Origin of the sequence: Streptomyces sp. A3M-1-3 (genome assembly GCF_024213665.1) — a bacterium.
In the GTDB taxonomy this organism is placed as follows: Bacteria; Actinomycetota; Actinomycetes; order Streptomycetales; family Streptomycetaceae; genus Streptomyces.
Window position 1 is genome coordinate 17,561 of the sequence record NZ_JANAVP010000045.1, and the last position, 20,655, is coordinate 38,215.

Below are 20,655 nucleotides of genomic sequence, written 5' to 3' on the forward strand. Positions count from 1 at the left end.
ACCCGCCTGCCCCCCGACACGACGGATCGATAAGTAAGAGAGTGCCGTCCGGCGATAAACAATCGATGAACGCCCGTGCCGCCAGGGCGTCAGGCAGCGGCGAGCGGCGTGAGGAGGGCGCGTACGGTCTCCGCCTCCGACGCTCCCGACTGCTCGTAGATGGCGAGCGCCTCCCGCCAGCACGCCCTCGCCCGGTCCGCCTGGCCGAGCTGGTCAAGCGCCCGGCCGAGGGTGGTGAGCACATTGCCCCGCATCCACTCGCCGCCGATGCAGCGCAGGGCGAGCGCCTGCTCGGCATGGAGTGCCGCCTGTGCGGGGCGGCGGGCCGAGAGGTGGGCCTCTGCGATGCGGAAGTGGGTCGTGCCCTCCCAGAGCCGTTGACGGTTCTCCTGGAATACACGGAGCGATTCCGCGAGTTGTTCAAGCGCCTCGGCAGAACGTCCGGCCCGCGTGAGGGCGATACCGAGGGCGAAACGCCCGTTGGCGAGCCGCAGGGTCAGGCCCATCTCGTCATAGATGGCGATGCCCTGCTGAGCCAGCTCGACCGCGCTTGAGGTTCGGCCCATGTTCACGTGGATACGGGACAGGTTGCACAGCGCGCTGGCCTCACCGGACCTGTTTCCGTACGCACGGAAGCTGTTGACCGCCTCGGTCAGGAACTGTTCGCCGTCCGCATGCCGGTTCTGGTAGAACGCGATGATCCCGCGGTCGTTGGGCGCCCAGCTGGCCGGCGCCGGGTCGTCGGCCGCCCGCGCGAGCTGCGTCGCGATCCTCGCTTCCTCGTCGGCCTGGTCGAAACGGCCGGAGACGAGCAGCAGCGTGGTCAGGGCGACACGCGCCCGCGCCTCGGAACGCTGGTCTCCCGCTGCGTGAGCAGCATCGCGCATGGCGACCGCCGTGGTCTCGTACTGGCGGGAGTTGGCTCCCGACTCGGCCAGGTCCTTGGCGGCCCACAGCAGGTCGACGGCGCGCCTGAGCATGCCGTCGGCCACGCACTGGCGTACGAACGCCAGCAGACAGTTGGCTTCGGCGTACAACCAGTCGACCGCCTCGGCGCCGCCGGTGAACCCCAGGCCGGGGTACTGGGTCGGCTCCCAGTGGGCGACCGTCAGATCCCCCGGCCGCTCCAGCGCGTACACCCCCGCCGCCGTCGCCAGGTAGAAGTCCAGCAGGCGCGACATCGCCGCCTCGCGCTCCGTCGGGGGCTGTTCGTCGCGTTCCGCGCATGCACGCGCGTAGAGGCGGACCAGGTCGTGGTAGCGGTAGCGGCCCGGGGCCGCTGATTCCAGGAGGGATGTGTCCACCAGGGATTCCAGCAGGTCTTCGGTGTCGTGGAGCGGGAGGTCGAGTACGGCGGCCGCGGCGGCCAGGGAGATGTCCGGGCCGTCCGCCAGGCCCAGCAGGCGGAAGGCGCGGGCCTGAGCCGGTTCCAGCTGGCCGTAGCCGAGTTCGAAGGTGGCCTTGACCGCCAGGTCGCCCGCCTGGAGTTCGTCCAGGCGGCGGCGCTCGTCCGCGAGCTTGGCGGCCAGGACCGAGACCGTCCAGGTGCGGCGGGCCGCGAGCCGGGAGGCGGCGATACGGATGGCCAGGGGGAGGAAGCCGCAGGCGCCGACGACGTCGAGGGCCGCCTGGCGCTCGGCGTTCACGCGCTCCGCGCCGACGATCCTGGTGAACAGCTGGAGGGCCTCCTCCGGGCTCATGACGTCGAGGTCGACGAGGTGCGCGCCCGCCAGGTCGACCATCCGGACCCGGCTGGTGACCAACGCGGCGCAGCCCGCCGTGCCGGGCAGCAGCGGCCGGACCTGGGCCGCGTCGCGCGCGTTGTCCAGGAGGACCAGGACGCGGCGGCCGTCGAGGATCGAGCGGTAGAGCGCGGCGCGCTCGGCCAGGGATTCCGGAATCGCAGAGTCCGTGGTGCCGAGGGCGCGCAGGAACGCGCCGAGGACGGCCTCCGGTTCCGCGGCGCGGGCATCGGTGCCCTGGAGGTCGATGTACAGCTGGCCGTCCGGGAAGCGCGGACGGGCCGCGTGGGCGACATGGACGGCGAGCGTGGTCTTGCCGACGCCGCCGATCCCGGCGACCGCCGAAACGGCCATGACCTGGCCCTCCGCGGTGGACAGCACATCGCGGAGTTCGGAGACGAAGGCGGCCCGGCCGGTGAAGTCGGGGACGGTGGCGGGGAGCTGGGCGGGCGTGATGAAGGTGGGGGCGGTGGCGCTGGGGGCCGGCTCGGCGGGGCGGGCCAGTTCCGCGTCGGCCTGGAGGATGCGCTGCTGGAGGAGGGCCAGCTCCGGCCGCGGGTCCACGCCCAGCTCGTCGGCTAGCAGGCGGCGCGTGTCCGCGTACACGGCGAGCGCCTCGGCCTGCCGGCCGCTGCGGTAGAGGGCGAGCATAAGGAGTTCGCGGAGGCGTTCGCGCAGCGGGTGGGCGGCGGTGAGGGCGGTGAGTTCGGAGACGGCCTCCGCGTGACAGCCGACCTCCAGGTCCATGTCGAGGCGGTTCTCTAGGAGTTGGAGCCGCCATTCCTCGAGCCGGGTGCGTTCTGTGTCGGCGTACGGACCGGGTACGCCGGCCAGGGGTTCGCCGTCCCACAGGCCGAGCGCCTTGTTGATCAGTACGCGGGCCTGGCAGCGGTCGCCGGAGGCGCGGGACTTCTCCGCGTCGGCGACCAGCTCCTGCGCGACGGCCAGGTCGAGGGCGCCGGGGCGCAGGCGTATCGCGTATCCGCCGGACTCGCTGGCCAGCACGCCGGGGTCGAGGACCTTGCGGAGCCGGGAGGCGTACGTCCGTACGGCGGCCAGGGCCTGCGACGGGGGCTCGTTGCCCCAGATGGCGTCGATGAGCTCGGACGCGGTTGCGGTACGGCCGTCGCGCAGCAGCAGCGCGGCCAGCAGGGCGCGCTGCTGGGGGGAGCCGGAGGGCAGGGCTTCGCCGCCGCGCCAGGCCCGGACGGGCCCAAGCACGCCGAAGCGCAGCCCGGAGCCGGGCACGGGGGCGGGCGCGGGGGCGGGCGCGGAGCCGGCCTGCGGGCCTGCGGCCGCGTCGGCCGCTGCCGCGCTGTCTGTTGCCGCGCCGTGCGTTGCCGCGCCGGCCGCTGCCGCGCCGGCCGCTGCCGCGCCGGCCGCTGCCGCGCCCGGCGCCGCCAGGTGCGGGTCCGGGCGCGGCTGCTCCGCATCCCCTTCCTGCCGTTCCGGGCCGCCGCGCCGGTACGAGGGCTGCGGGCCCCGCTGTTCCGGGTGCCGCTCCTCAGTGCCGCGCGGCTCCTCAGTGCCGCGCCGCTCCTCAGGGCCGCGCTGCCCCGGATCACGCTGCTCCGGTACGCGCGGTACTGCGTCCATCGCTTCCCCCTGACTGCACTGAATCGCCCCGCCTGCCGCGCTGTGTCGCACAGGCCAGTTTGCCTTGTCCATGCCGCATGCGTCAGTACGAAAGCGGCGCTCTGCACACCGCCTGCGCACCGGTTCACCGGGCGGGCTCATACCCGGATCCGGCGTACGACTAGCTGACGGTTCGTCAGATCAGCGCTACCGTGGAGCGTATGGAGACCTTCCCGAAGATCATCTCGGTGGACGACCACACGGTTGAGCCCCCCCCACGTCTGGCGGGACCGGCTCCCGTCGAAGTACCACGACATCGGCCCGCGCATCGTCCGCGCCCCGCTGAAGGAAATGACCTTCATGGGAGGCAAGTTCGCCCCGGTCATGGGCGCCAAGGGGGACGACGGGCCGATAGGCGACTGGTGGGTCTACGAGGACCTGCACCGGCCGCTGACCCGTCTCGACACGGCGGTCGGATACGACAGGGACGAGATCAAGCTGGAGGTCATCACCTACGAACAGATGCGCCCGGGCTCCTTCAGTGTCCCGGAGCGGCTGGCCGACATGGACGTCAACCATGTGCAGTCGGCGCTCTGCTTCCCCACCTTCCCGCGCTTCTGCGGGCAGACCTTCACCGAGGCGAAGGACCGCGAGCTCGGGCTGCTCGGCGTACGGGCGTACAACGACTGGATGGTGGAGGAGTGGTGCGGCCCCGACGCGCGGGGCCGGCTGATCCCGCTGACCCTGATCCCGCTGTGGGACGCGGAGCTGGCCGCCGCCGAGGTCAGGAGGAGCGCGGCGCGCGGTGTGCGCGCGGTGTGCTTCTCCGAGATCCCACCGCATCTGGGGCTGCCGTCGATCCACACCGACGAGTGGGACCCCTTCCTGCGGGCCTGCGACGAGACCGGCACGGTCATCGCCATGCACATCGGGTCCTCCAGCAGGATGCCGTCGACGTCGGCGGACGCGCCGCCGGCCGTCGGCTCCACGATCACCTTCGCCAACTGCTGCTTCTCGATGGTCGACTGGCTGATGAGCGGCAAGTTCGAGCGTTTCCCGAACCTGAGGATCATGTACGCGGAGGGCCAGATCGGCTGGATCCCGTACATCCTGGAGCGGGCCGACGTGGTGTGGGAGGAGAACCGCGGCTGGGGCGGGGTGGCGGACAAGGTCCACCGGCCGCCTTCCGAGCTGTTCACGGAGCACGTGTACGGCTGCTTCTTCGACGACGCGTTCGGGCTGAGGAACCTCGACGCGATCGGGGTGGGCAATGTCCTGTACGAGACGGACTATCCGCACTCCGACTCGACCTGGCCGAAGTCCCGGGAGGTCGGCGAGGCGCAGATGGGGCACCTGGAGGCGGACGTGGTGGACCGGATCGTCCGGCGCAACGCGATCGAGCTGCTGGGTTTGACGCAGGACGGCCTCTGGGCCCCGCAGGCCCCGGCCCGGGCCTGACGCCCCGCTCGCCGCGGCGTTCCCGGCGGGCCCCAGGGGGCAGGACGGACCGGGCGGAGCCGGTGGGCTTTCCCCTTCATGTTGGGTGGCTCCCTCGGCAGCGTGGCCGGGCGGGGTGCGGGGTGCCGTGGCTTTGATGGGCCCGCGACTCCCGAGCGGTGGGGTGAGGGGACTGGCCCCGGGGCTCGTCGGCTGCCGAGAGGGCTACTTCGTCGCGATGACGTAGACGCTGCCCCAGCGGCGCTTTGGGTTGGCCATGGAGGGGTCGAACGTCCAGGGCTCGACGGCGGCGAAGCCGGCCTCGATGAAGAGCTGGACGAGCTTCTCGTGGTCGTAAGCCCACAGGTGCGGGGTGTACCTGTGGTCGTCGTCCTGATCGCGGAAGGCGAGGTTGACGAGGTCGAGCCGGGTGTTGATGTCGTTGCGGCAGTCGCGCCTGGCGTACCAGCGCTCGATCATCTCGGCGGATTGGTCGAGCGGGCCCGGGTACTGGCTCAGCGCGAAGGCGGCGTCGGGGACGCCGGTGACGATCCGGCCGCCAGCGGCCAGTACCCGGTGGGCTTCGGCGACGTAGTGCTTAACGGAGCGCGGGTAGTCGATGTGCTCCATGAAGTGCTCGGAGAAGAGCGTTCGGACGGTGCCGTCGTGAAGGGGGATGCCTTCGCGGACGTCCCAGAGGAGGTCTGCCGGCGGTACGGCGTCGATGTTGAAGAAACCGTCAATGCGGTGGGCTCCACCACCGATCTGCACCTGGGAGGGCTTCTCGTCTATGCGACCGCTGGGCCAGGAGCGCAGGCTGGCGTGGTGGTAGCGGTGGAGTTCGATTTCCCGGGCGGCGGTACGGAGGCTTCGGGCCAGGCCGTGCGTGGTGGCGGGGTCGTCCAGGAGGCAGGCGATCTGCTCACCGAGGAGGTCGACCGAGGGCATGCCGGTGGGGCTCATGACGGTCTCCTAGTCATGGAGGCTTGGGGGTGTGGTGGTGCCGAGGGAAGTGGAGGCGGTCACGCAGCGCTGGGCGCCGGGGCGATCCACTGGTTGTTGCGCATCAGGGTGTACTTGATGTCGACGAGCCGCGGGGCGATGGTCAGGGCTAGCTGCTCGGTCGGATGGAGGTGGCCGGCGTCGTCATGGTCGGCACGCCACACGCGGTAGTCGAGGTTCGGGTAGGCGGGGTTGATGCCGATCTCGCCCTTGGGCATCGTGCCGTTGAACGGCGCGACGATGTCCATGTGGTTCCAGTAGTTCCAGGCTTGCAGGGCCTTGTGCTGGTCGAAGTAGAAGTAGAAGTCGGGGTAGCGGCCGAAGGTGCGCAGTTCCCGGTGGATGAGGTGGCCCAGCAGCGGGCCAAGCCGGTTGGCGACGCCGTCGAATTCCCAGCGAGTGTGATGCCAGGCTTCCGGGACCTCGCCGACGGCGAATAGGCGTGCGGCGACGAGGTAGCTGATCCGCTCGACGAGGTAGCTGCTGGCATGGTCGGTGTCGATGGTGTGGTCGACCTGGTGCAGGAGCGCCGCCAGCTGCTCGGGACGGGGACGGAACCTCGCGAGGTCGAACTTGCCCGCCATGGTGGGGAAGGAGGCGAACAGCATCTCCTTGTAGAGCCAGTTGTTCAGCTCTCCGAGCTCGGCCAGACGGCGGGTGTGCCGGGAGGTCGAGTGAAGCATCAGGTACTCCGCAACCGCCTCGAAGTACAGATAGCCCAGGATCGGCAGGCGCGGGATCGTCTCGTCGAGCAGCCGCAGGAACGGCTCGGGGGCGACGTGCGTGCCCTGGTACGCAACGGCAGCGGCTGTGGCGAGGAAGGCCGTCGAGTTCTTGACGCGGCCGACGACGGTCTCGCGGAGGAGGTGGCGCTCGCTCTTGCTGAGCAGGTATTCGAGGTGGCTGTAGATCTGCAGGTGGATGAGGCCCAGCCGGAGATAGTCGACACCGGCCAGCCCTCGGTACGCCTGCGGCGGGGTGTCGATCTCGAAAATCAGCGGGGTCGGTACACGGTCGGTGACGCCGAGTTTGGCCAGGAAGGCCGGCGCCTCCTTGGTCAGGATGTAGGACGCGAGGTTGTGCATGCGGAAGCCCCGGTCCGTGGCGGTGAGCGGCGCGCAGTAGATGCTCCCGACGAGGCAGCCACCCGAGGGGTAGAGGACTCCCTGCTGGCTGATCTCTTCCAGGGCGTGGGTGACGTGGAGCAGGTGCAGCCTGCCGTTGCCGCTCAGGGCGTCGAAGAGGGCGTTCTGCCGCAACAGTCCTCCGTTCGGCGTGCGTTCCGCCAGGCGCCTGTCCCAGGCCGCTGCCTGGGAGGCGAGTGGGTCGGCGTGGCTGGTGGGACTAGGGATAAGGGTGGAGTCGAAGAAGGCGTGGGCATCGGCCCACAGGTGGTAGGCGTCGAGGAAGTCCACGGTCACACCAGCCCCTTCTCCGCCAGCGCGAAGCAGACGGCCTCGGCACTGCTGGCGCCGACCAGGTGAGCCTTCTCGGAAATCACGACGAGGTCGAAGGCGAGGCTGCGGAGCTGGTCGAACGCGGGCTCGCGGACCTGCTGAGCGTCCGGCCACCACTTGATTCTCGGCAGGCGGTAGCGGTCGAGGGCTGAGCGGTTCATCGGATGAATCATTCGCCCTGGTGACTCCGATTCTTCCGGGACCTTTCCTGCACGACCATGAAGCGCCAGTGCAGTCGGAGTGCACCTTCAGCGCGCGGGTTCCTGCATCGAGAGCGGCGAGGACGAAGGGGCAGCTGGTGGACGTGATCGAGCTCTGGAGCGGCCGATACGCATGCCTGCTGCAGTCCGCCCTGCGCCTCACCAACGAACAGTTCGCGGCACAACTGGGCATCGCCGTCAGAACGGTGGCTACCTGGCACTCAGACGCGGCCGTCGTACCCCGCCGGGAAATGCAGCAGCTCCTCGACACAGTTCACGAGAAGGCCCCGCAAGCGGCACGGCAGCGCTTCGCTCTCCTCGTTGCCGCAGAGCGGGCTCCGGCGGCATCAGCCCCGGCCTGTGCGCAGGCACTCCGTGTCGCCATCGCCGTGGTCGTCCGCGACGACAAGGCGCTGCTGGTATGCCGCCGGGACGATGACGCGACCGGGATCAGCTGGCAGTTCCCCGCTGGTGTGATCAAGCCTGGCGGCAAGGCAGAGACGACGACCGTGCGGGAGACCCTGGACGAGACCGGCGTTCACTGCGCGGTACGACAGCACCTCGGCAGCCGCCTTCACCCGGTGACCGGAGTGCTGTGTGAGTACTTCCTCTGCGAGTACCTCGCGGGCGAAGCCGCCAACACGGACGCTGTCGAGAACATCGACGTGATGTGGGTTCCCAGAAACTCGGTGACCCGCTTCATCCCCGTCGATACGATCTTCCCACCCGCCCTGGCCGTTCTGGAGGAGCAGACGTGACGCAGCAGAACGCTGACGAGCGACCGGGCATCGCCGCGGCCATCGTCGTCCATGAGGGACGCGTGCTCATGGTGCGGCGCCGGGTCAGCGAAGGCCAGCTCTCCTGGCAGTTCCCCGCCGGCGAAGTCGAGCCCAGCGAGGCCCGCGAAGACGCCGCCGTACGGGAGACCAAGGAAGAGACCGGCCTGGACGTGACCGCAGTCAAGCTGCTCGGCGAGCGCATCCATCCGGCGACCGGCCGTCTGATGTGTTACACGGCCTGCGAGATCGTGGGCGGCTCCGCGTACGTCGCGGACGCCGACGAGCTGGCCGAGCTCGCCTGGGTGACCCTCGCAGAGATGCCGCAGTACGTCCCCTATGGCCTGTTCGAGCCGGTCCAGCAGCACCTGGACTCCGTGCTCGGCTGACTTCGTCGGCAGGGCGGAGGACGAAGCAGGGCAGGTCACCTCAGCGGTGACCTGCCCTGCTGTTGTGGCGGCTTCTATCGGTGGTGGCGACTGTGCTGGTCAGTGGATGTGACTGGTACGGCTGCGGGCTGTGTGTTCCTGGTCTGCTGGGCGGAGTGGACAGCCAGGGTGGAACATCGGCGGGCTGCTTCGGCGCGGCGGTTGGGGGCGGGGTTGCGGCTGGTGTCCTGGATGCGGGTGATCAGGGCGCGCCGCGCTGGAGGCTGGCAGCGGCCGCTGCACGAGGGCCCGCTGCACATCAGCCTGGATGAGCGCAACCGGCCGGGGTGCCGTCCCCCGGTCGAGCGCCACGTCCCAGTTCTCCATGCCCTCGCGGTTCGGCTGGATCAAAGCGTCCATGCGATCCCGCCGCAGCTCTTCGGCGTAGGGCTGTCCCAGCAGATCGGATCCGTCCCCTGCCATCCCGGTGAACCCATGCCGCGGCCTCAGCCGACACGGCTCCTCCCCTTGGCGCCGCGCCGTCCGCTCCGCCGCGGATCGTCCGACCCCTTGCTTGATGTGTCGGCAGGCGTGACGATAGCCCCTTGGTTAGTAAGTGACGGTCCGTCAGATTGGGGTGCCCATGGTGCAGGTTCTGCCGCAAGGGCGGCTCGTGTACGGGATGCAGCTGCCCGTCCAGTCGCAGAGCACCATCTACGCGGAGGCGTGGGAAGCCGCCGCCGGGGCCGGGGATCTGGCCGCGGTCGCGCGGGTCGCGGACCGGTGCGGGTTCGCGTACATCGCGTGCTGCGATCACGTCGCCATCCCGCGGCGCCTCGCCGGTGCCATGGGCACCGTCTGGTACGACCCGGTCGCGACCCTCTCCTTCCTCGCGGGGATCACCGAGCGGGTACGGCTGCTCAGCCATGTCGCAGTCGTCGGGCTGCGGCATCCGCTGATCTCCGCCAAACAGTACGCGACCCTCGACCACCTCTCCGGTGGCCGGCTGATCCTCGGGGTGGGGGCCGGGCACGTCCAGGAGGAGTTCGAGGCGGTCGGCGCGGACTTCGAGGGGCGGGGAGCCGTACTCGACGAGACCGTCGATGCGCTCAGGGCGGCGCTCGGGCCCGAGGAGTACCCCGAGTTCGTGGGCGAGCGGTTCGCCTTCAGCGGGCTCGGGCAGCGGCCGCGCCCCGCGCAGCCGCGCGTCCCGGTGTGGGTGGGCGGCTCGTCGCCCGCCGCCGTACGCCGGGCCGCGACCAGGGGTGACGGCTGGCTGCCGCAGGGGGATCCGCGCGGCAGGCTGCCGGAGCAGATCGCGCGGATCGCGCGGCTCAGGGCCGAGGCCGGCGTCGAGGCCCCGATCGAGATCGGGGCGATCACCGAGCCGCTGTACGTCGGCGAGGCGTCCTGGGACGTCGGCCGCCGGACGCTGAGCGGGAAGCCGGACGCTCTCGCCGAGTCGCTGCGCGAGTACGCCGCGATGGGGGTGCACCAGATCCAGGTGCGGTTCCGCAGCCGGAGCCGTACCGAGCTGACCGACCAGATGGCGGCCTTCGCCGCCGACGTCGCTCCGCACCTCGACACCTGAAGGAGTACGGCATGGGCAAGCTCGACGGGCGCGTCGTCGTCATCACCGGCGCGGCGCGCGGACAGGGCGAGCAGGAGGCGCGCCTCTTCGTGGCGGAGGGCGCGAAGGTGCTGCTCGGGGATGTGCTGGACGGGCAGGGGGAGGCGCTCGCCAAGGAGCTGGGGGACGCGGCCCGTTACGTACACCTCGATGTGAGCCAGGAGGACGACTGGACGGCGGCCGTCGGCGCCGCGCAGGAGTCCTTCGGGCGGATCGACGGGCTGGTGAACAACGCGGGCATCCTGCGCTTCAACGAGCTGGTCGCCACCCCGCTGGAGGAGTTCCAGCAGGTCGTCCAGGTCAATCAGGTCGGCGCGTTCCTGGGCATGAAGACCGTAGCGCCCGAGATCGAGGCGGCCGGCGGCGGCACGATCGTCAACACGGCCTCGTACACGGCGCTTTCGGGCATGGCGTTCGTCGGCTCGTACGCGGCGACCAAGGCGGCGATCGTCGGGCTCACCCGGGTCGCGGCCATGGAGCTGGCGGGCAGGGGCATCCGGGTCAACGCCATGTGTCCGGGGGCGGTCGACACGCCCATGAGCAACCCGGCCCGGCTCGACCCCACCGCGGACCCGGCCGAGACGTCGGCGGCGCTGCACGAGCTGTACAAGAAGCTGGTGCCGCTGGGGCGGGTGGGGCAGCCGGAGGAGGTGGCCCGGCTGGCGCTGTTCCTGTCCTGCGCGGACTCCTCGTACATCACCGGACAGCCCTTCGTCATCGACGGCGGCTGGCTCGCCGGGGTCTCCATTTTCTGACCATGAGCTGATGAGTCGTCAGCTATTGACGGTCCATCCGGTTCGGTGGAACAGTCATCCGTCAGGATCTGACGCTTCGTCAGAAATGAATGAGGACGGTGAACCTCCTTGGAATTCGGTCTCTTTGTACAGGGGTACGTGGGTAAGCGCGCCGAGGTCGACCCCGACGCGGAGCACAAGGCGTTGATGGAGGAGACCGAGTACGTCATCCAGGCCGACAGGTCCGGTTTCAAGTACGCCTGGGCCTCCGAACACCACTTCCTGGAGGAGTACTCGCACCTCTCCGCCAGCGACGTCTTCCTCGGCTACCTCGCGCACGCGACCGAGCGCATCCACCTCGGCTCCGGCATCTTCAACCCGCTCGCGCAGGTCAACCACCCCGTGAAGGTGGCCGAGAAGGTGGCCATGATGGACCACCTGTCGGAAGGGCGCTTCGAGTTCGGCTCGGGGCGGGGGGCGGGGTCCCACGAGATCCTGGGGTTCATACCGGGCGTCACCGATATGAACTTCACCAAGGAGATCTGGGAAGAGACGATCGCCGAATTCCCCAAGATGTGGCTCCAGGACGAGTACGTCGGCTTCCAGGGCAAGCACTGGTCGCTGCCGCCGCGCAAGATCCTGCCCAAGCCGTACGGGAAGTCGCACCCGGCGATGTGGTACGCGGCCGGGTCCCCGCCGTCGTACGCGATGGCCGCCCGCAAGGGGCTCGGCGTACTCGGCTTCAGCGTCCAGAAGGTCTCCGACATGGAATGGGTGCTGGAGCAGTACAAGACGGCCATCCAGGAGGCCGAGCCGGTCGGTGACTTCGTCAACGACAACGTGATGGTGACGTCGACGGCGATCTGCGCGCCGACGCACGAGGAGGCGGTACGGATCGCGGCCGGCGGCGGGCTGCACTACCTCCAGTCGCTGGTCTTCCGGTACCACGACACCTTCCCGCGGCCCGAGGGCTTCCCCGTGTGGCCCGAGACGCTGCCCGAGTTCAACGAGGAGGTCATCGAACTGCTCATCGCCGAGGAGCTGCTGATCTGCGGTGACCCAGACGAGGTCTTCCAGCAGTGCAAGCGGTGGGAGCAGGCGGGTGCGGACCAGCTGTCGTTCGGTCTGCCGATCGGGATCTCGCGCGAGGACACGCTGCAGTCCATCAGGCTGATCGGCGAGCACGTCATCCCGAAGATCGACACGGACCCGGTCCACCGGACGACGCACTTCCGCCAGGCCGCGGGCTGAGCCCTGACCTCGTGCCCGGCCGGGGTGCGTGCGCGGGGCGGCTGCTCGCCGCCGTGCGCAGCCCGGCCGGAGCCATGCCCCTGGCCCGCAGCTCAGTTCAGGAAGCACGAAGGGACCCACGCCATGCTCGACCACCTCATTCGCGGAGCGACCGTCGTGGACGGCACCGGCGCTCCCTCGTACGTCGCCGACATCGGCCTGCGCGACGGGCGCATCGCCGTTATCGTCCCGCCCGGCGGCGCAGCCGAATCCGCCCGCACCAGCGAGGACGCCACCGGGCTCGTCCTCACCCCCGGCTTCGTCGACCCGCACACGCACTACGACGCCCAGCTCTTCTGGGACCCGTACGCCACCCCCTCCATGAACCACGGTGTGACCACGGTCGCGGGCGGCAACTGCGGATTCACCCTCGCCCCCCTGCACCCCGGCCGGCCCGAGGACGCCGACTACACCCGGCGCATGATGTCCAAGGTCGAAGGCATGGCCCTCAAGGCGCTCGAAGAGGGCGTCGACTGGAGCTGGTCCACCTTCGGCGAGTACCTGGACGCCCTGGAAGGCCGCATCGCCGTCAACGCGGGCTTCATGGTCGGCCACTGCGCGCTGCGTCGGCACGTCATGGGCGCCGACGCGGTCGGCGGCCGGCCGACCCCCGAGCAGCTCGACGCCATGCTCCGGCTCTTCCACGACGCGATGGACGCCGGGGCCTGGGGGCTCTCCACCACCCAGTCCGCCACCCACTCCGACGGCGACGGCAAACCCGTCGCCTCCCGGCACGCCGAGCCGGCGGAACTCCTCGCCCTCTCCCGGGCCGTCGCCGACCACGAAGGAACCCAGCTCGAAGCGATCGTCGCCGGCTGCCTCGACCAGTTCGCGGACGACGAGATCGACCTCCTGGTCGAGATGAGCGCCGCCGCCGGTCGGCCGCTCAACTGGAACGTCCTCACCATCGACGCGTCCGTCCCCGAGCGCGTACCGCGCCAGCTCATCCCCAGCGAGCGCGCGCGCAAGGCGGGCGGCCGCATTGTCGCCCTCACCATGCCGATCCTCACCCCCATGAACATGTCGCTCGGCACGTTCTGTGCCCTGGGCCTCATCCCCGGCTGGGGCGACATCCTCTCCCTCCCCGTGCCCGACCGGATCGCGAAGCTCCGCGACCCGGACGTACGGGCCGAGATGCTGCGCCGCGCCGACAGCAAGGAGGCCGGCGTCTTCCGGCGCCTGGCCGACTTCGGCCGGTACGTCATCGGCGACACCTACTCCAAGGAGAACGAGGGCCTCAGCGGGCGCGTGGTGAAGGACATCGCCGCCGAGCGCGGCCAGGACGCCTTCCAGTGCCTCGTCGAGATCTGTGCCAACGACGACCTGCGGACCGTCCTGTGGCCCATGCCCACCGACAACGACCCGGCGAGCTGGGAGCTGCGCAAGGAGACGTGGCAGCACGAGGACGTCATGCTGGGCGGCTCCGACGCCGGCGCGCACCTCGACCGCATGTGCGGCGCCCCGTACACCACCCGCTTCCTCGGCGACTGCCTGCGCGGCCGGAAGCTGGTCGGCCTGGAGGAGGCCGTGAAGATGCTGACCGGTGATCCCGCCCAGCTCTTCGGGCTGCGCGAGCGCGGCCGGATCGTCGAGGGCTTCCACGCGGACCTGGTCCTCTTCGACCCCGACCGGATCGACGCCGGGCCCGCCACGCTCGTCCGCGACCTGCCCGGCGACAGCCCGCGGCTCGACTCGCGGGCCATCGGGATCGTGTCCGTACGGGTCAACGGCGTGGAGACGATCCGCGACGACGAGATCACCGGTGCGGTCCCGGGCACGGTGCTGCGCTCGGGCCGCGACACCAGGACGGTGAGCACCGTATGAGCGCCGGGCAGCGGCTGTTCATCGGCGGGGAGTGGGTGACGCCCGACGACGGGTACTACGAGGTGGTCAACCCGGCCACCGAGGAGGTTGTCGGCCTCGCCCCCGAGGCGAGCCGCGCGCAGGTGTACGCGGCGGCCTCGGCGGCGAGGGAGGCGTTCGCGGCCTGGTCGCGGACGAAGCCCGAGGACCGGGCCCGCATCCTCGACCGGGCCGCGGACATCATGCAGCGCGAGTTCGAGCCGTACGCCGCACTCGCGCAGGCGGAGAGCGGCGCGACGACGGCCACGGCGCGCGGCATGCAGGTGGCGGTCTCGGTGGCCCGGTTCCGGCGGTACGCGAAGGGCGCCCTGGAACCGGTCGAGGACCCACTGCCCCCGCAGATCAACGAGGCCGGGCCGATGGGGAAGGCGGGCGTCTTCGGGGCGGTCGCGATACGGCAGCCGGTGGGGGTGGTCACCTGCATCACCTCGTACAACAATCCGTGGGCCAACCCGGCCGGCAAGGTCGCGCCCGCCCTGGCCATGGGCAACACGGTCGTGGTGAAGCCCGCGCCGCAGGATCCGCTCTCGGTGTACCGGATGGCGGAGGCGCTGGCGGAGGCCGGGGCGCCTGCGGGGGTGGTCAATGTGGTGACCGGCTCGGGCGCCGGGGCGGGCGAGACTGCCGTCGACTCCCCGGACGTCGACATGGTCAGCTTCACCGGTTCCACGGCCGTGGGGCAGCGCATCGCCGAGGTGTGCGGGCGCGGGATGAAGCGGCAGCTCATGGAGCTGGGCGGGAAGGGCGCGGCGCTCGTCTTCGACGACGCCGACCTCGACTCCGCGACGATGGGCATCGGCACGACCTTCTCCTTCTACAGCGGTCAGATCTGCACCGCACCGACGCGGGTCCTCGCGCAGCGCGGTATCTACGGCCAGCTGGTCGAGAGGCTGACCGGCCACCTCGGTTTCATGACGGTGGGTGATCCGGCCGCGCAGGGCACGGTGGTCGGGCCGGTCATCTCCGCCGCGCACCGCGACCGCGTCGAGTCGTATGTCGAACTGGGGAGGAAGGAGGGCGCGCGGCTGGTCGCGGGCGGCGAGCGGCCCGCGTACGACAAGGGCTTCTATGTGGCCCCGACGCTCTTCGCGGACTGCACCAACGACATGCGCATCGTGCGGGAGGAGATCTTCGGCCCGGTTGTCGTGGTCGTCCCCTTCGACGACGAGGAGGAGGGCGTCGCGCTCGCCAACGACAGCGACTTCGGTCTGCTCGACTACGTCTGGTCGGGCGACGTGGCCCGGGCGTTCCGGGTCGCGCGGCGGCTGCGCGCCGGCGGGGTGGGGGTGAACACCATCGGGCGGAACATGGAGGCGCCGTTCGGCGGCTTCAAGGGCAGCGGGGTGGGGCGGGACGTGGGGTCGTACGCGCTGCACGCGTACAGCGAGACGCAGGCGATCGTCTGGCCGGGATAAATACGGACGGGAAATTTTTGAATCCGACAAAACGGACGGGGCTGCGGTTCTCGCAATGCGGAAGTTCCATGGCTGGACCTACCGATGAGAGGGTCTCGTGCGCCGACGGCTTTTCATTCCCAGATCGTTAACGGTTTATAACCGAACTATCTAAGGGTCGGAGAAGGGAGCTGCGCGCTCCGGATGTGGAAACCGCAGCATTTAACGTCCTCCTCATGACTCAGGTGGAAGCACGGCCCCAGGCCGGAGACACGGTACGGGGCGTCGACGCGACCGACGGCGGCGTACGCGACAAGGGCCTCGGCGGCAATTCCGTCGGCCTCATGGGCAGCGCCGTCATCGGCATCTCCACAGTCGCGCCGGTCTACTGCCTGACCTCGACCCTCGGCTCCACGGCCGGCGAGGTCGGCCTGCAGATGCCCGCCGTCTTCCTGGCCGGCTTCCTGCCGATGCTGCTGGTCGCCTTCGCGTACCGCGAGCTGAACCGCGCCATGCCGGACTGCGGCACCTCCTTCACCTGGACGGTGAAGGCATTCGGGCCACGCATCGGCTGGATGTGCGGCTGGGGCCTCGTCATCGCGACGATCATCGTGCTGTCCAACCTCGCGGGCGTCGCGACCTCCTACTTCTGGCTCCTCGCGGGGGAGATCAGCGGCAGCGAATCGGTCGCCGCCCTGGACGACAACAAGGCCGTCCACATCGCCACCTGTCTGGCGCTGATCGCCGTCGCGACGGCCATCAGCTACCGCGGTATGACCGCCACCAAGGGCGTGCAGTACGCCCTGGTCGGCCTCCAGCTCGTCGTCCTCGCCGTGTTCGTGGTCATGGCCTTCCAGAAGGCCGGAAGCGGGACGTTCGAGACGGGCCTCGACTTCTCCTGGTCCTGGATGAACCCCTTCGAGGTCGAGTCCTTCTCCGCCTTCACCGCCGGACTCTCCCTCGCGATCTTCATCTACTGGGGCTGGGACGCCTGCCTGGCCACCAACGAGGAGACCACCGGCAGCGCGAAGACCCCCGGCCGCGCCGCCCTCATCGCGATGGTCGTCCTGGTCGGCTCCTACCTGGCCACCGGTATCGCCGCGCAGATGGCAGTCGGCTCCGGCGACAAGGGCCTCGGCCTCGCCAACCCGGAGACCTCCGACAACGTCTTCGCGGCCCTCGCCGGCCCGGTCATGGGCCCGGCCCTCGGCGTCCTGCTCTTCATCGCGGTCCTCGCCTCGGCGGCGGCCAGCCTGCAGACCACCTTCATCCCGGTCGCCCGCACGGTCCTGGCCATGTCGACGTACGAGGCCCTGCCGCCGTCGTACGCCAAGGTCCACCCGCGCTTCAAGACCCCCGGCCGCGCCACGGTCGTCGCGGGCATCGCGACGGGCGTCTTCTACACGGTCATGACGCTGGTCAGCGAGAACGTCCTGGTGGACACGATCTACGCGCTCGGCCTGATGATCTGCTTCTACTACTCGATCACCGCGTTCGCCTGCGCCTGGTACTTCCGCCGCGACCTCTTCCGGTCCGCCCGCGACTTCGTCTACAAGGGCCTGTGCCCGATCCTCGGCGGCGTCCTGCTGACCGCGGTCTTCGGCAAGACCCTGTACGACATGTGGGACCCGGCGTACGGCAGCGGCTCCGCCGTATTCGGTGTCGGCTCGGTCTTCGTGATCGGCGTCGGACTGCTGGCACTCGGCCTGGTGATCATGTTCGTCACGGAGCGCCGCAGCCCGGCCTTCTTCCGCGGCGAGATCCTGACGAAGGAGACCCCGGCACTGGTGGTCGCGGACTGACGAATTCCCCGCGACAGCGACGGCCGGCCCCGACCTGATGGTCGGGGCCGGCCTCGTTCGTCGGGCGATCAGCCGACTCGGCCGAGGTGGACGACCACGCTGGTGATCGTCTCGTCCGCGATCTCGTACATCACGCGGTACTGGCCGACGTGCATGCGTCGCAGGTCGGGAGAGCCGTACTCGGCCGTCCCCGACGGGCGTGGGTCGCCGGACAGGAGGTCGACGGCGATGAAGACCTGCCGCAAGCCCTCCGGGTCATCTTTGAGGAACCGCGTTGAGGCATCGAGCGCTCGCAGCCGCCAGGTGATCTCGTAGCTCACTCACGCAGCAGACCGAGCCGCTCGCGGACCTCCTCGTGGGGTACGCCCACGAACGTACCGGTTGCCTTCTCGGCCCTGTACTGCGCCAAAGCCAGTGCGTCCTCCAGGTCGGCAAGCTCCTCGGGGTTTATCAGCACAGCCGCCGGCTGGCCGTGATCGGTGATGGTGATGCGCTCGCGGGCGTGTGACGCCCTCCGGACCAGCGAGCCGAAGCGGGCGCGCGCTTCGGTGATAGGCAGCGTGTCGTTCATGTGCGGAACTGTACACTTCGCGCGCCATCTGGGGGGCCATAACTCATCAACCCAGGAACACCGGGTTCGTCAGCGCCGCCAACGGTCCCGGCAGGCCGGGTACAACCGGCGCGTGGCGGACTTCCGCTCGTACGTACGTGGCGTACGCGGCGGTCGTACGCCACTCCGCCGTTCCCGTGCCCGACGGCGGGAGCGGGGTGGTGAACAGCGTGCCCTGGTCGGTGACGAAGTGGGCCGTGCAGCCCGGGGCGCCGGTGACCTCCAGGCGCACCGTGACGGGATCGTCGGCGTCCACCCGCAGCCGTTCGCCGATGCCCGCGTGGCGCGCGCGGCCGCCCGACGCGCCGAAGGCGAGCGAGACCGCCGAGGACTCCGCGACATAGCTCCGGCCCGCCCTGATGCCCTCCAGAACCGCCTCGCGCGAGAGTTCGTCGGCCAGGACGACGGTCTGCGGCATGCCGACCACCTGCGGTGGGCGGTGCGCGTCGCTGTTGCCCATCGCCGGGGTCCAGGACCCGCTGCCGGAGCGCGTGGACGCGACCAGCGTGTTGTCCCAGGATGCGAGCGCGACCTCGTCGTCCGGGGTGTACGGGCCGTTCCACACCTCGACCGCGTCGGCCTCACCGAAGCCGAACTTCCAGTTGCATCCGATGCAGGTCGCATGCGGGTGCGCGGGGACGACCAGGCCGCCCGCCCGGCGAATGGAGCGGGCGAAGCGGCCGAACCGGTTGTCGCGGGCGCGGTAGCGCCAGTCGGTGTGGGTGCCGGGGTCGGTGCCGATCGCCACGACATGGCCGTTGCGGGTGGTGACCTCCTCACCGGTGAGGATCAGCAGGTCGGCGCCCCACAGGCCCTCCCAGGCGCGGTGTGCGGCGTGCGTGTTGTGCTCGCTGCTGTTGATGAAGTCCAGGCCCGCGGCGCGAGCGGCCGCGGCGATCTCCGCGGGGGTGCGCCGGCCGTCGGAGTACACGGAGTGCAGATGGCAGTCACCGCGGTACCACGCGCGGCCCCGGCCCCTGGCCCGGCGGGGCGGGTGGACGGGTTCGGGGGTCGCGGCCTCGGGACCGTACGAGAGGGTGACTCCGACCGTGTACGCCAGGCCCTGCGGCGCCACCGTGTACGGGCCGAGCGCGATGTGCCACGTGCCGGCCAGGACCGGGCCCGGGAGGTAGCCGGGCGTGGCGTCATCGGCGCGGATGAAGAACTCCGTACGGGCGCCACCGGACCAGCCGCGGAAGCCTTGTCCGCCCAGGTCCGTGCCGCGCTCGTCGAAGATGCCGATGTCCAGCGCGTTGCCCGGGGTGCCGGCCGGCACGGCGGGCCGCTCGTAGGTGTACGCGACGTGGATCTGCCGCACCCCGCGCGGGATTTCGACGGGGAGGTACACGAAGTCGGGGGAGCCGGGCGGCAGCGTGCCCCGTACGACCTCGGTCTGTTCGCCGCCGCTCGGGGCGGCGCTCGCGAAGCTCACACTGCCCGACGTAAGCGCCGCCGCGGCTCCCGTCACAAGCAGTCCGCGCCGGCCCATAGCGTGTTCGTCGTCGCCCATGCCGTCGCCCATGCCGTGGCTCCCCAGGGTGTTGAGAGGGACGGGAGTGGTGCACTCAAACCCTGGTATTGAGCCGTGAACTGCCGAGCAATGGAAGGGAGTTGTCGGATGGCAAGGGTATTGCCGGTGGGGTTGCCGAACCGGCCCGTCGCGTAGTCTCGGCATTCCGCCCCGTACGGCATACGTTGGGCCCCGCCACCAGTGACGACGGACTGGACGACGGAGGACCCGTATGCGGATCGCGACCACGATCTTCCTCACCGACGAGACGATCACGCCGGTGCGGCTGGCCCGAGAGCTGGAGAAGCGCGGATTCGCCGGGCTCTATCTGCCGGAGCACACCCATATCCCGGTGGAGCGCGCGACCCCGTACCCGGCGGGCGGTGAGCTCCCGTCCGAGTACGGCCGCACCCTCGACCCGTTCATCGCGCTCGGCCAGGCCGCCGCGGTCACCGAACGCCTCGCGCTCGGTACCGGCATCACGCTTGTCGCCCAGCACGACCCGATCGACCTGGCCAAGCAGGTCGCGACCCTCGACCACCTCTCCGGCGGGCGCTTCACGCTCGGCGTCGGCTTCGGCTGGAACAAGGAGGAGGCGGCGGACCACGGCGTGGAGTGGGCGTCACGGCGCGAGCTGGGCCGGGACCGGATGGCACTGATGCGGTCCCTGTGGGCACCCGAACCGACCGCGTACAAGGGCGAGTTCGGCGCGGTACGGGCCAGCCACGCCCACCCGAAGCCGCAGGGCGGCGCGCCACGCACGCTGGTCGGGGGAGCGGCCGGCCCCAAGCTGTTCGCGCAGATCGCGGAGTACGCGGACGGCTGGCTCCCGATCGGCGGCCGCGGCCTGACGGAGTCGCTGCCGGTGCTGCGGGGAGTCTGGCAGTCGGCGGGCCGGGACCCGGAGGCGCTGCAGGTCGTGCCGTACGCGGTCCGGCCCTCACCCGGCAAGCTCGCCCACTACGCGGAACTGGGCATCGAGGAGGTCGTCCTGCAACTCCCGCCGGCCGGAGAGGCGGAGGTGCTGAAGGCGCTGGACGAGTACGCCCAATACCTCTAGGGCGAGCTGCCGGTCGTTCGTCCGGTTCCGCACCGGCCATGTATGGGGGGCGCGCAAGGGGGGGCGCGTCGACGGGTGGCGTCGTCCTCACCCGTACGCATGGCGATGATCGATTCTCATGATGCTCGCCCACCGTTCCTAATCAGTGATCAGGAGTGGGTCTTGGACCCACGTCCCGGCACTGCGCGCATCCCGAACGGTTTTG

The 20,655-nt window shown here is 70.3% G+C and carries 15 protein-coding genes and 2 pseudogenes; 10 read left to right on the forward strand and 7 right to left on the reverse strand.

Annotated elements, in window-relative coordinates; translation table 11 throughout:
• Positions 1-89: 89 nt before the first annotated feature.
• Positions 90-3,338, reverse strand: a complete 3,249-nt coding sequence (locus NLX86_RS32335) for an AfsR/SARP family transcriptional regulator (protein WP_254375387.1) — start codon at positions 3,336-3,338, stop codon at positions 90-92.
• Between the two features lie 200 nt (positions 3,339-3,538).
• On the opposite strand from NLX86_RS32335, the pseudogene NLX86_RS32340 reads away from it, so the two are divergent.
• Positions 3,539-4,775: pseudogene (locus NLX86_RS32340) on the forward strand (amidohydrolase family protein).
• Positions 4,776-4,979: 204 nt separating this feature from the next.
• On the opposite strand, the gene NLX86_RS32345 reads toward NLX86_RS32340, so the two are convergent.
• The 3 genes and pseudogenes from NLX86_RS32345 to NLX86_RS32355 form a co-directional block, all read right to left on the reverse strand.
• Complete coding sequence (locus NLX86_RS32345) at positions 4,980-5,717, reverse strand: glycosyltransferase (protein WP_254375388.1); 738 nt, start codon at positions 5,715-5,717, stop codon at positions 4,980-4,982.
• A 59-nt stretch (positions 5,718-5,776) separates the two neighbouring features.
• The gene (locus NLX86_RS32350; RefSeq protein ID WP_254375401.1) at positions 5,777-7,171 is read right to left on the reverse strand and encodes a hypothetical protein; all 1,395 of its coding nucleotides are present in this window, start codon (positions 7,169-7,171) and stop codon (positions 5,777-5,779) included.
• 2 nt (positions 7,172-7,173) lie between these two features.
• Positions 7,174-7,362, reverse strand: a pseudogene (locus NLX86_RS32355) (hypothetical protein); the annotation flags it as partial.
• A gap of 149 nt (positions 7,363-7,511) precedes the next feature.
• Between NLX86_RS32355 and NLX86_RS32360 the strand changes: the two are divergent.
• The 8 genes from NLX86_RS32360 (at position 7,512) to NLX86_RS32400 (ending at position 17,270) form a co-directional block, all read left to right on the forward strand.
• Complete coding sequence (locus NLX86_RS32360) at positions 7,512-8,171, forward strand: NUDIX hydrolase (protein WP_254375389.1); 660 nt, start codon at positions 7,512-7,514, stop codon at positions 8,169-8,171.
• A complete protein-coding gene (locus NLX86_RS32365) occupies positions 8,168-8,578 on the forward strand; it encodes an NUDIX hydrolase (protein WP_254375390.1) in 411 nt (136 codons plus the stop codon). Before NLX86_RS32360 ends, NLX86_RS32365 begins: the two co-directional genes overlap by 4 nt.
• Before the next feature lie 622 nt (positions 8,579-9,200).
• Entirely contained in the window at positions 9,201-10,148 is a 948-nt protein-coding gene (locus tag NLX86_RS32375) for an LLM class F420-dependent oxidoreductase (RefSeq protein ID WP_254375391.1), read from the forward strand.
• Between the two features lie 11 nt (positions 10,149-10,159).
• Positions 10,160-10,942 carry an SDR family NAD(P)-dependent oxidoreductase gene (locus tag NLX86_RS32380; protein WP_254375392.1) on the forward strand — a complete coding sequence of 261 codons (783 nt, stop codon included), beginning with the start codon at positions 10,160-10,162 and terminating at the stop codon, positions 10,940-10,942.
• A 108-nt stretch (positions 10,943-11,050) separates the two neighbouring features.
• Positions 11,051-12,172, forward strand: coding sequence for an LLM class flavin-dependent oxidoreductase (locus tag NLX86_RS32385; protein ID WP_254375393.1), 1,122 nt, complete (start codon positions 11,051-11,053; stop codon positions 12,170-12,172).
• 123 nt (positions 12,173-12,295) lie between these two features.
• On the forward strand, positions 12,296-14,035 hold the full coding sequence (locus NLX86_RS32390; RefSeq protein WP_254375394.1) for an amidohydrolase family protein: 1,740 nt from the start codon (positions 12,296-12,298) through the stop codon (positions 14,033-14,035).
• On the forward strand, positions 14,032-15,489 hold the full coding sequence (locus tag NLX86_RS32395) for an aldehyde dehydrogenase family protein (RefSeq protein ID WP_254375395.1): 1,458 nt from the start codon (positions 14,032-14,034) through the stop codon (positions 15,487-15,489). Before NLX86_RS32390 ends, NLX86_RS32395 begins: the two co-directional genes overlap by 4 nt.
• A gap of 215 nt (positions 15,490-15,704) precedes the next feature.
• Positions 15,705-17,270, forward strand: coding sequence for an APC family permease (locus NLX86_RS32400; RefSeq protein WP_254375396.1), 1,566 nt, complete (start codon positions 15,705-15,707; stop codon positions 17,268-17,270).
• 68 nt (positions 17,271-17,338) lie between these two features.
• On the opposite strand, the gene NLX86_RS32405 is transcribed toward NLX86_RS32400, so the two are convergent.
• The 3 genes from NLX86_RS32405 to NLX86_RS32415 are packed head-to-tail and all read right to left on the reverse strand — an operon-like array spanning position 17,339 to position 19,402.
• Positions 17,339-17,590 (reverse strand): type II toxin-antitoxin system RelE/ParE family toxin, encoded by a 252-nt coding sequence (locus NLX86_RS32405; RefSeq protein ID WP_254375397.1) that lies wholly within the window; start codon positions 17,588-17,590, stop codon positions 17,339-17,341.
• A complete protein-coding gene (locus NLX86_RS32410; protein ID WP_254375398.1) occupies positions 17,587-17,841 on the reverse strand; it encodes a type II toxin-antitoxin system Phd/YefM family antitoxin in 255 nt (84 codons plus the stop codon). The genes NLX86_RS32405 and NLX86_RS32410 overlap by 4 nt, the downstream gene beginning before the upstream one ends.
• 46 nt (positions 17,842-17,887) lie before the next feature.
• A complete protein-coding gene (locus NLX86_RS32415; RefSeq protein WP_374214010.1) occupies positions 17,888-19,402 on the reverse strand; it encodes a CehA/McbA family metallohydrolase in 1,515 nt (504 codons plus the stop codon).
• A 220-nt stretch (positions 19,403-19,622) separates the two neighbouring features.
• On the opposite strand from NLX86_RS32415, the gene NLX86_RS32420 reads away from it, so the two are divergent.
• Positions 19,623-20,450, forward strand: a complete 828-nt coding sequence (locus NLX86_RS32420; protein WP_254375399.1) for an LLM class F420-dependent oxidoreductase — start codon at positions 19,623-19,625, stop codon at positions 20,448-20,450.
• Positions 20,451-20,655: the final 205 nt, after the last annotated feature.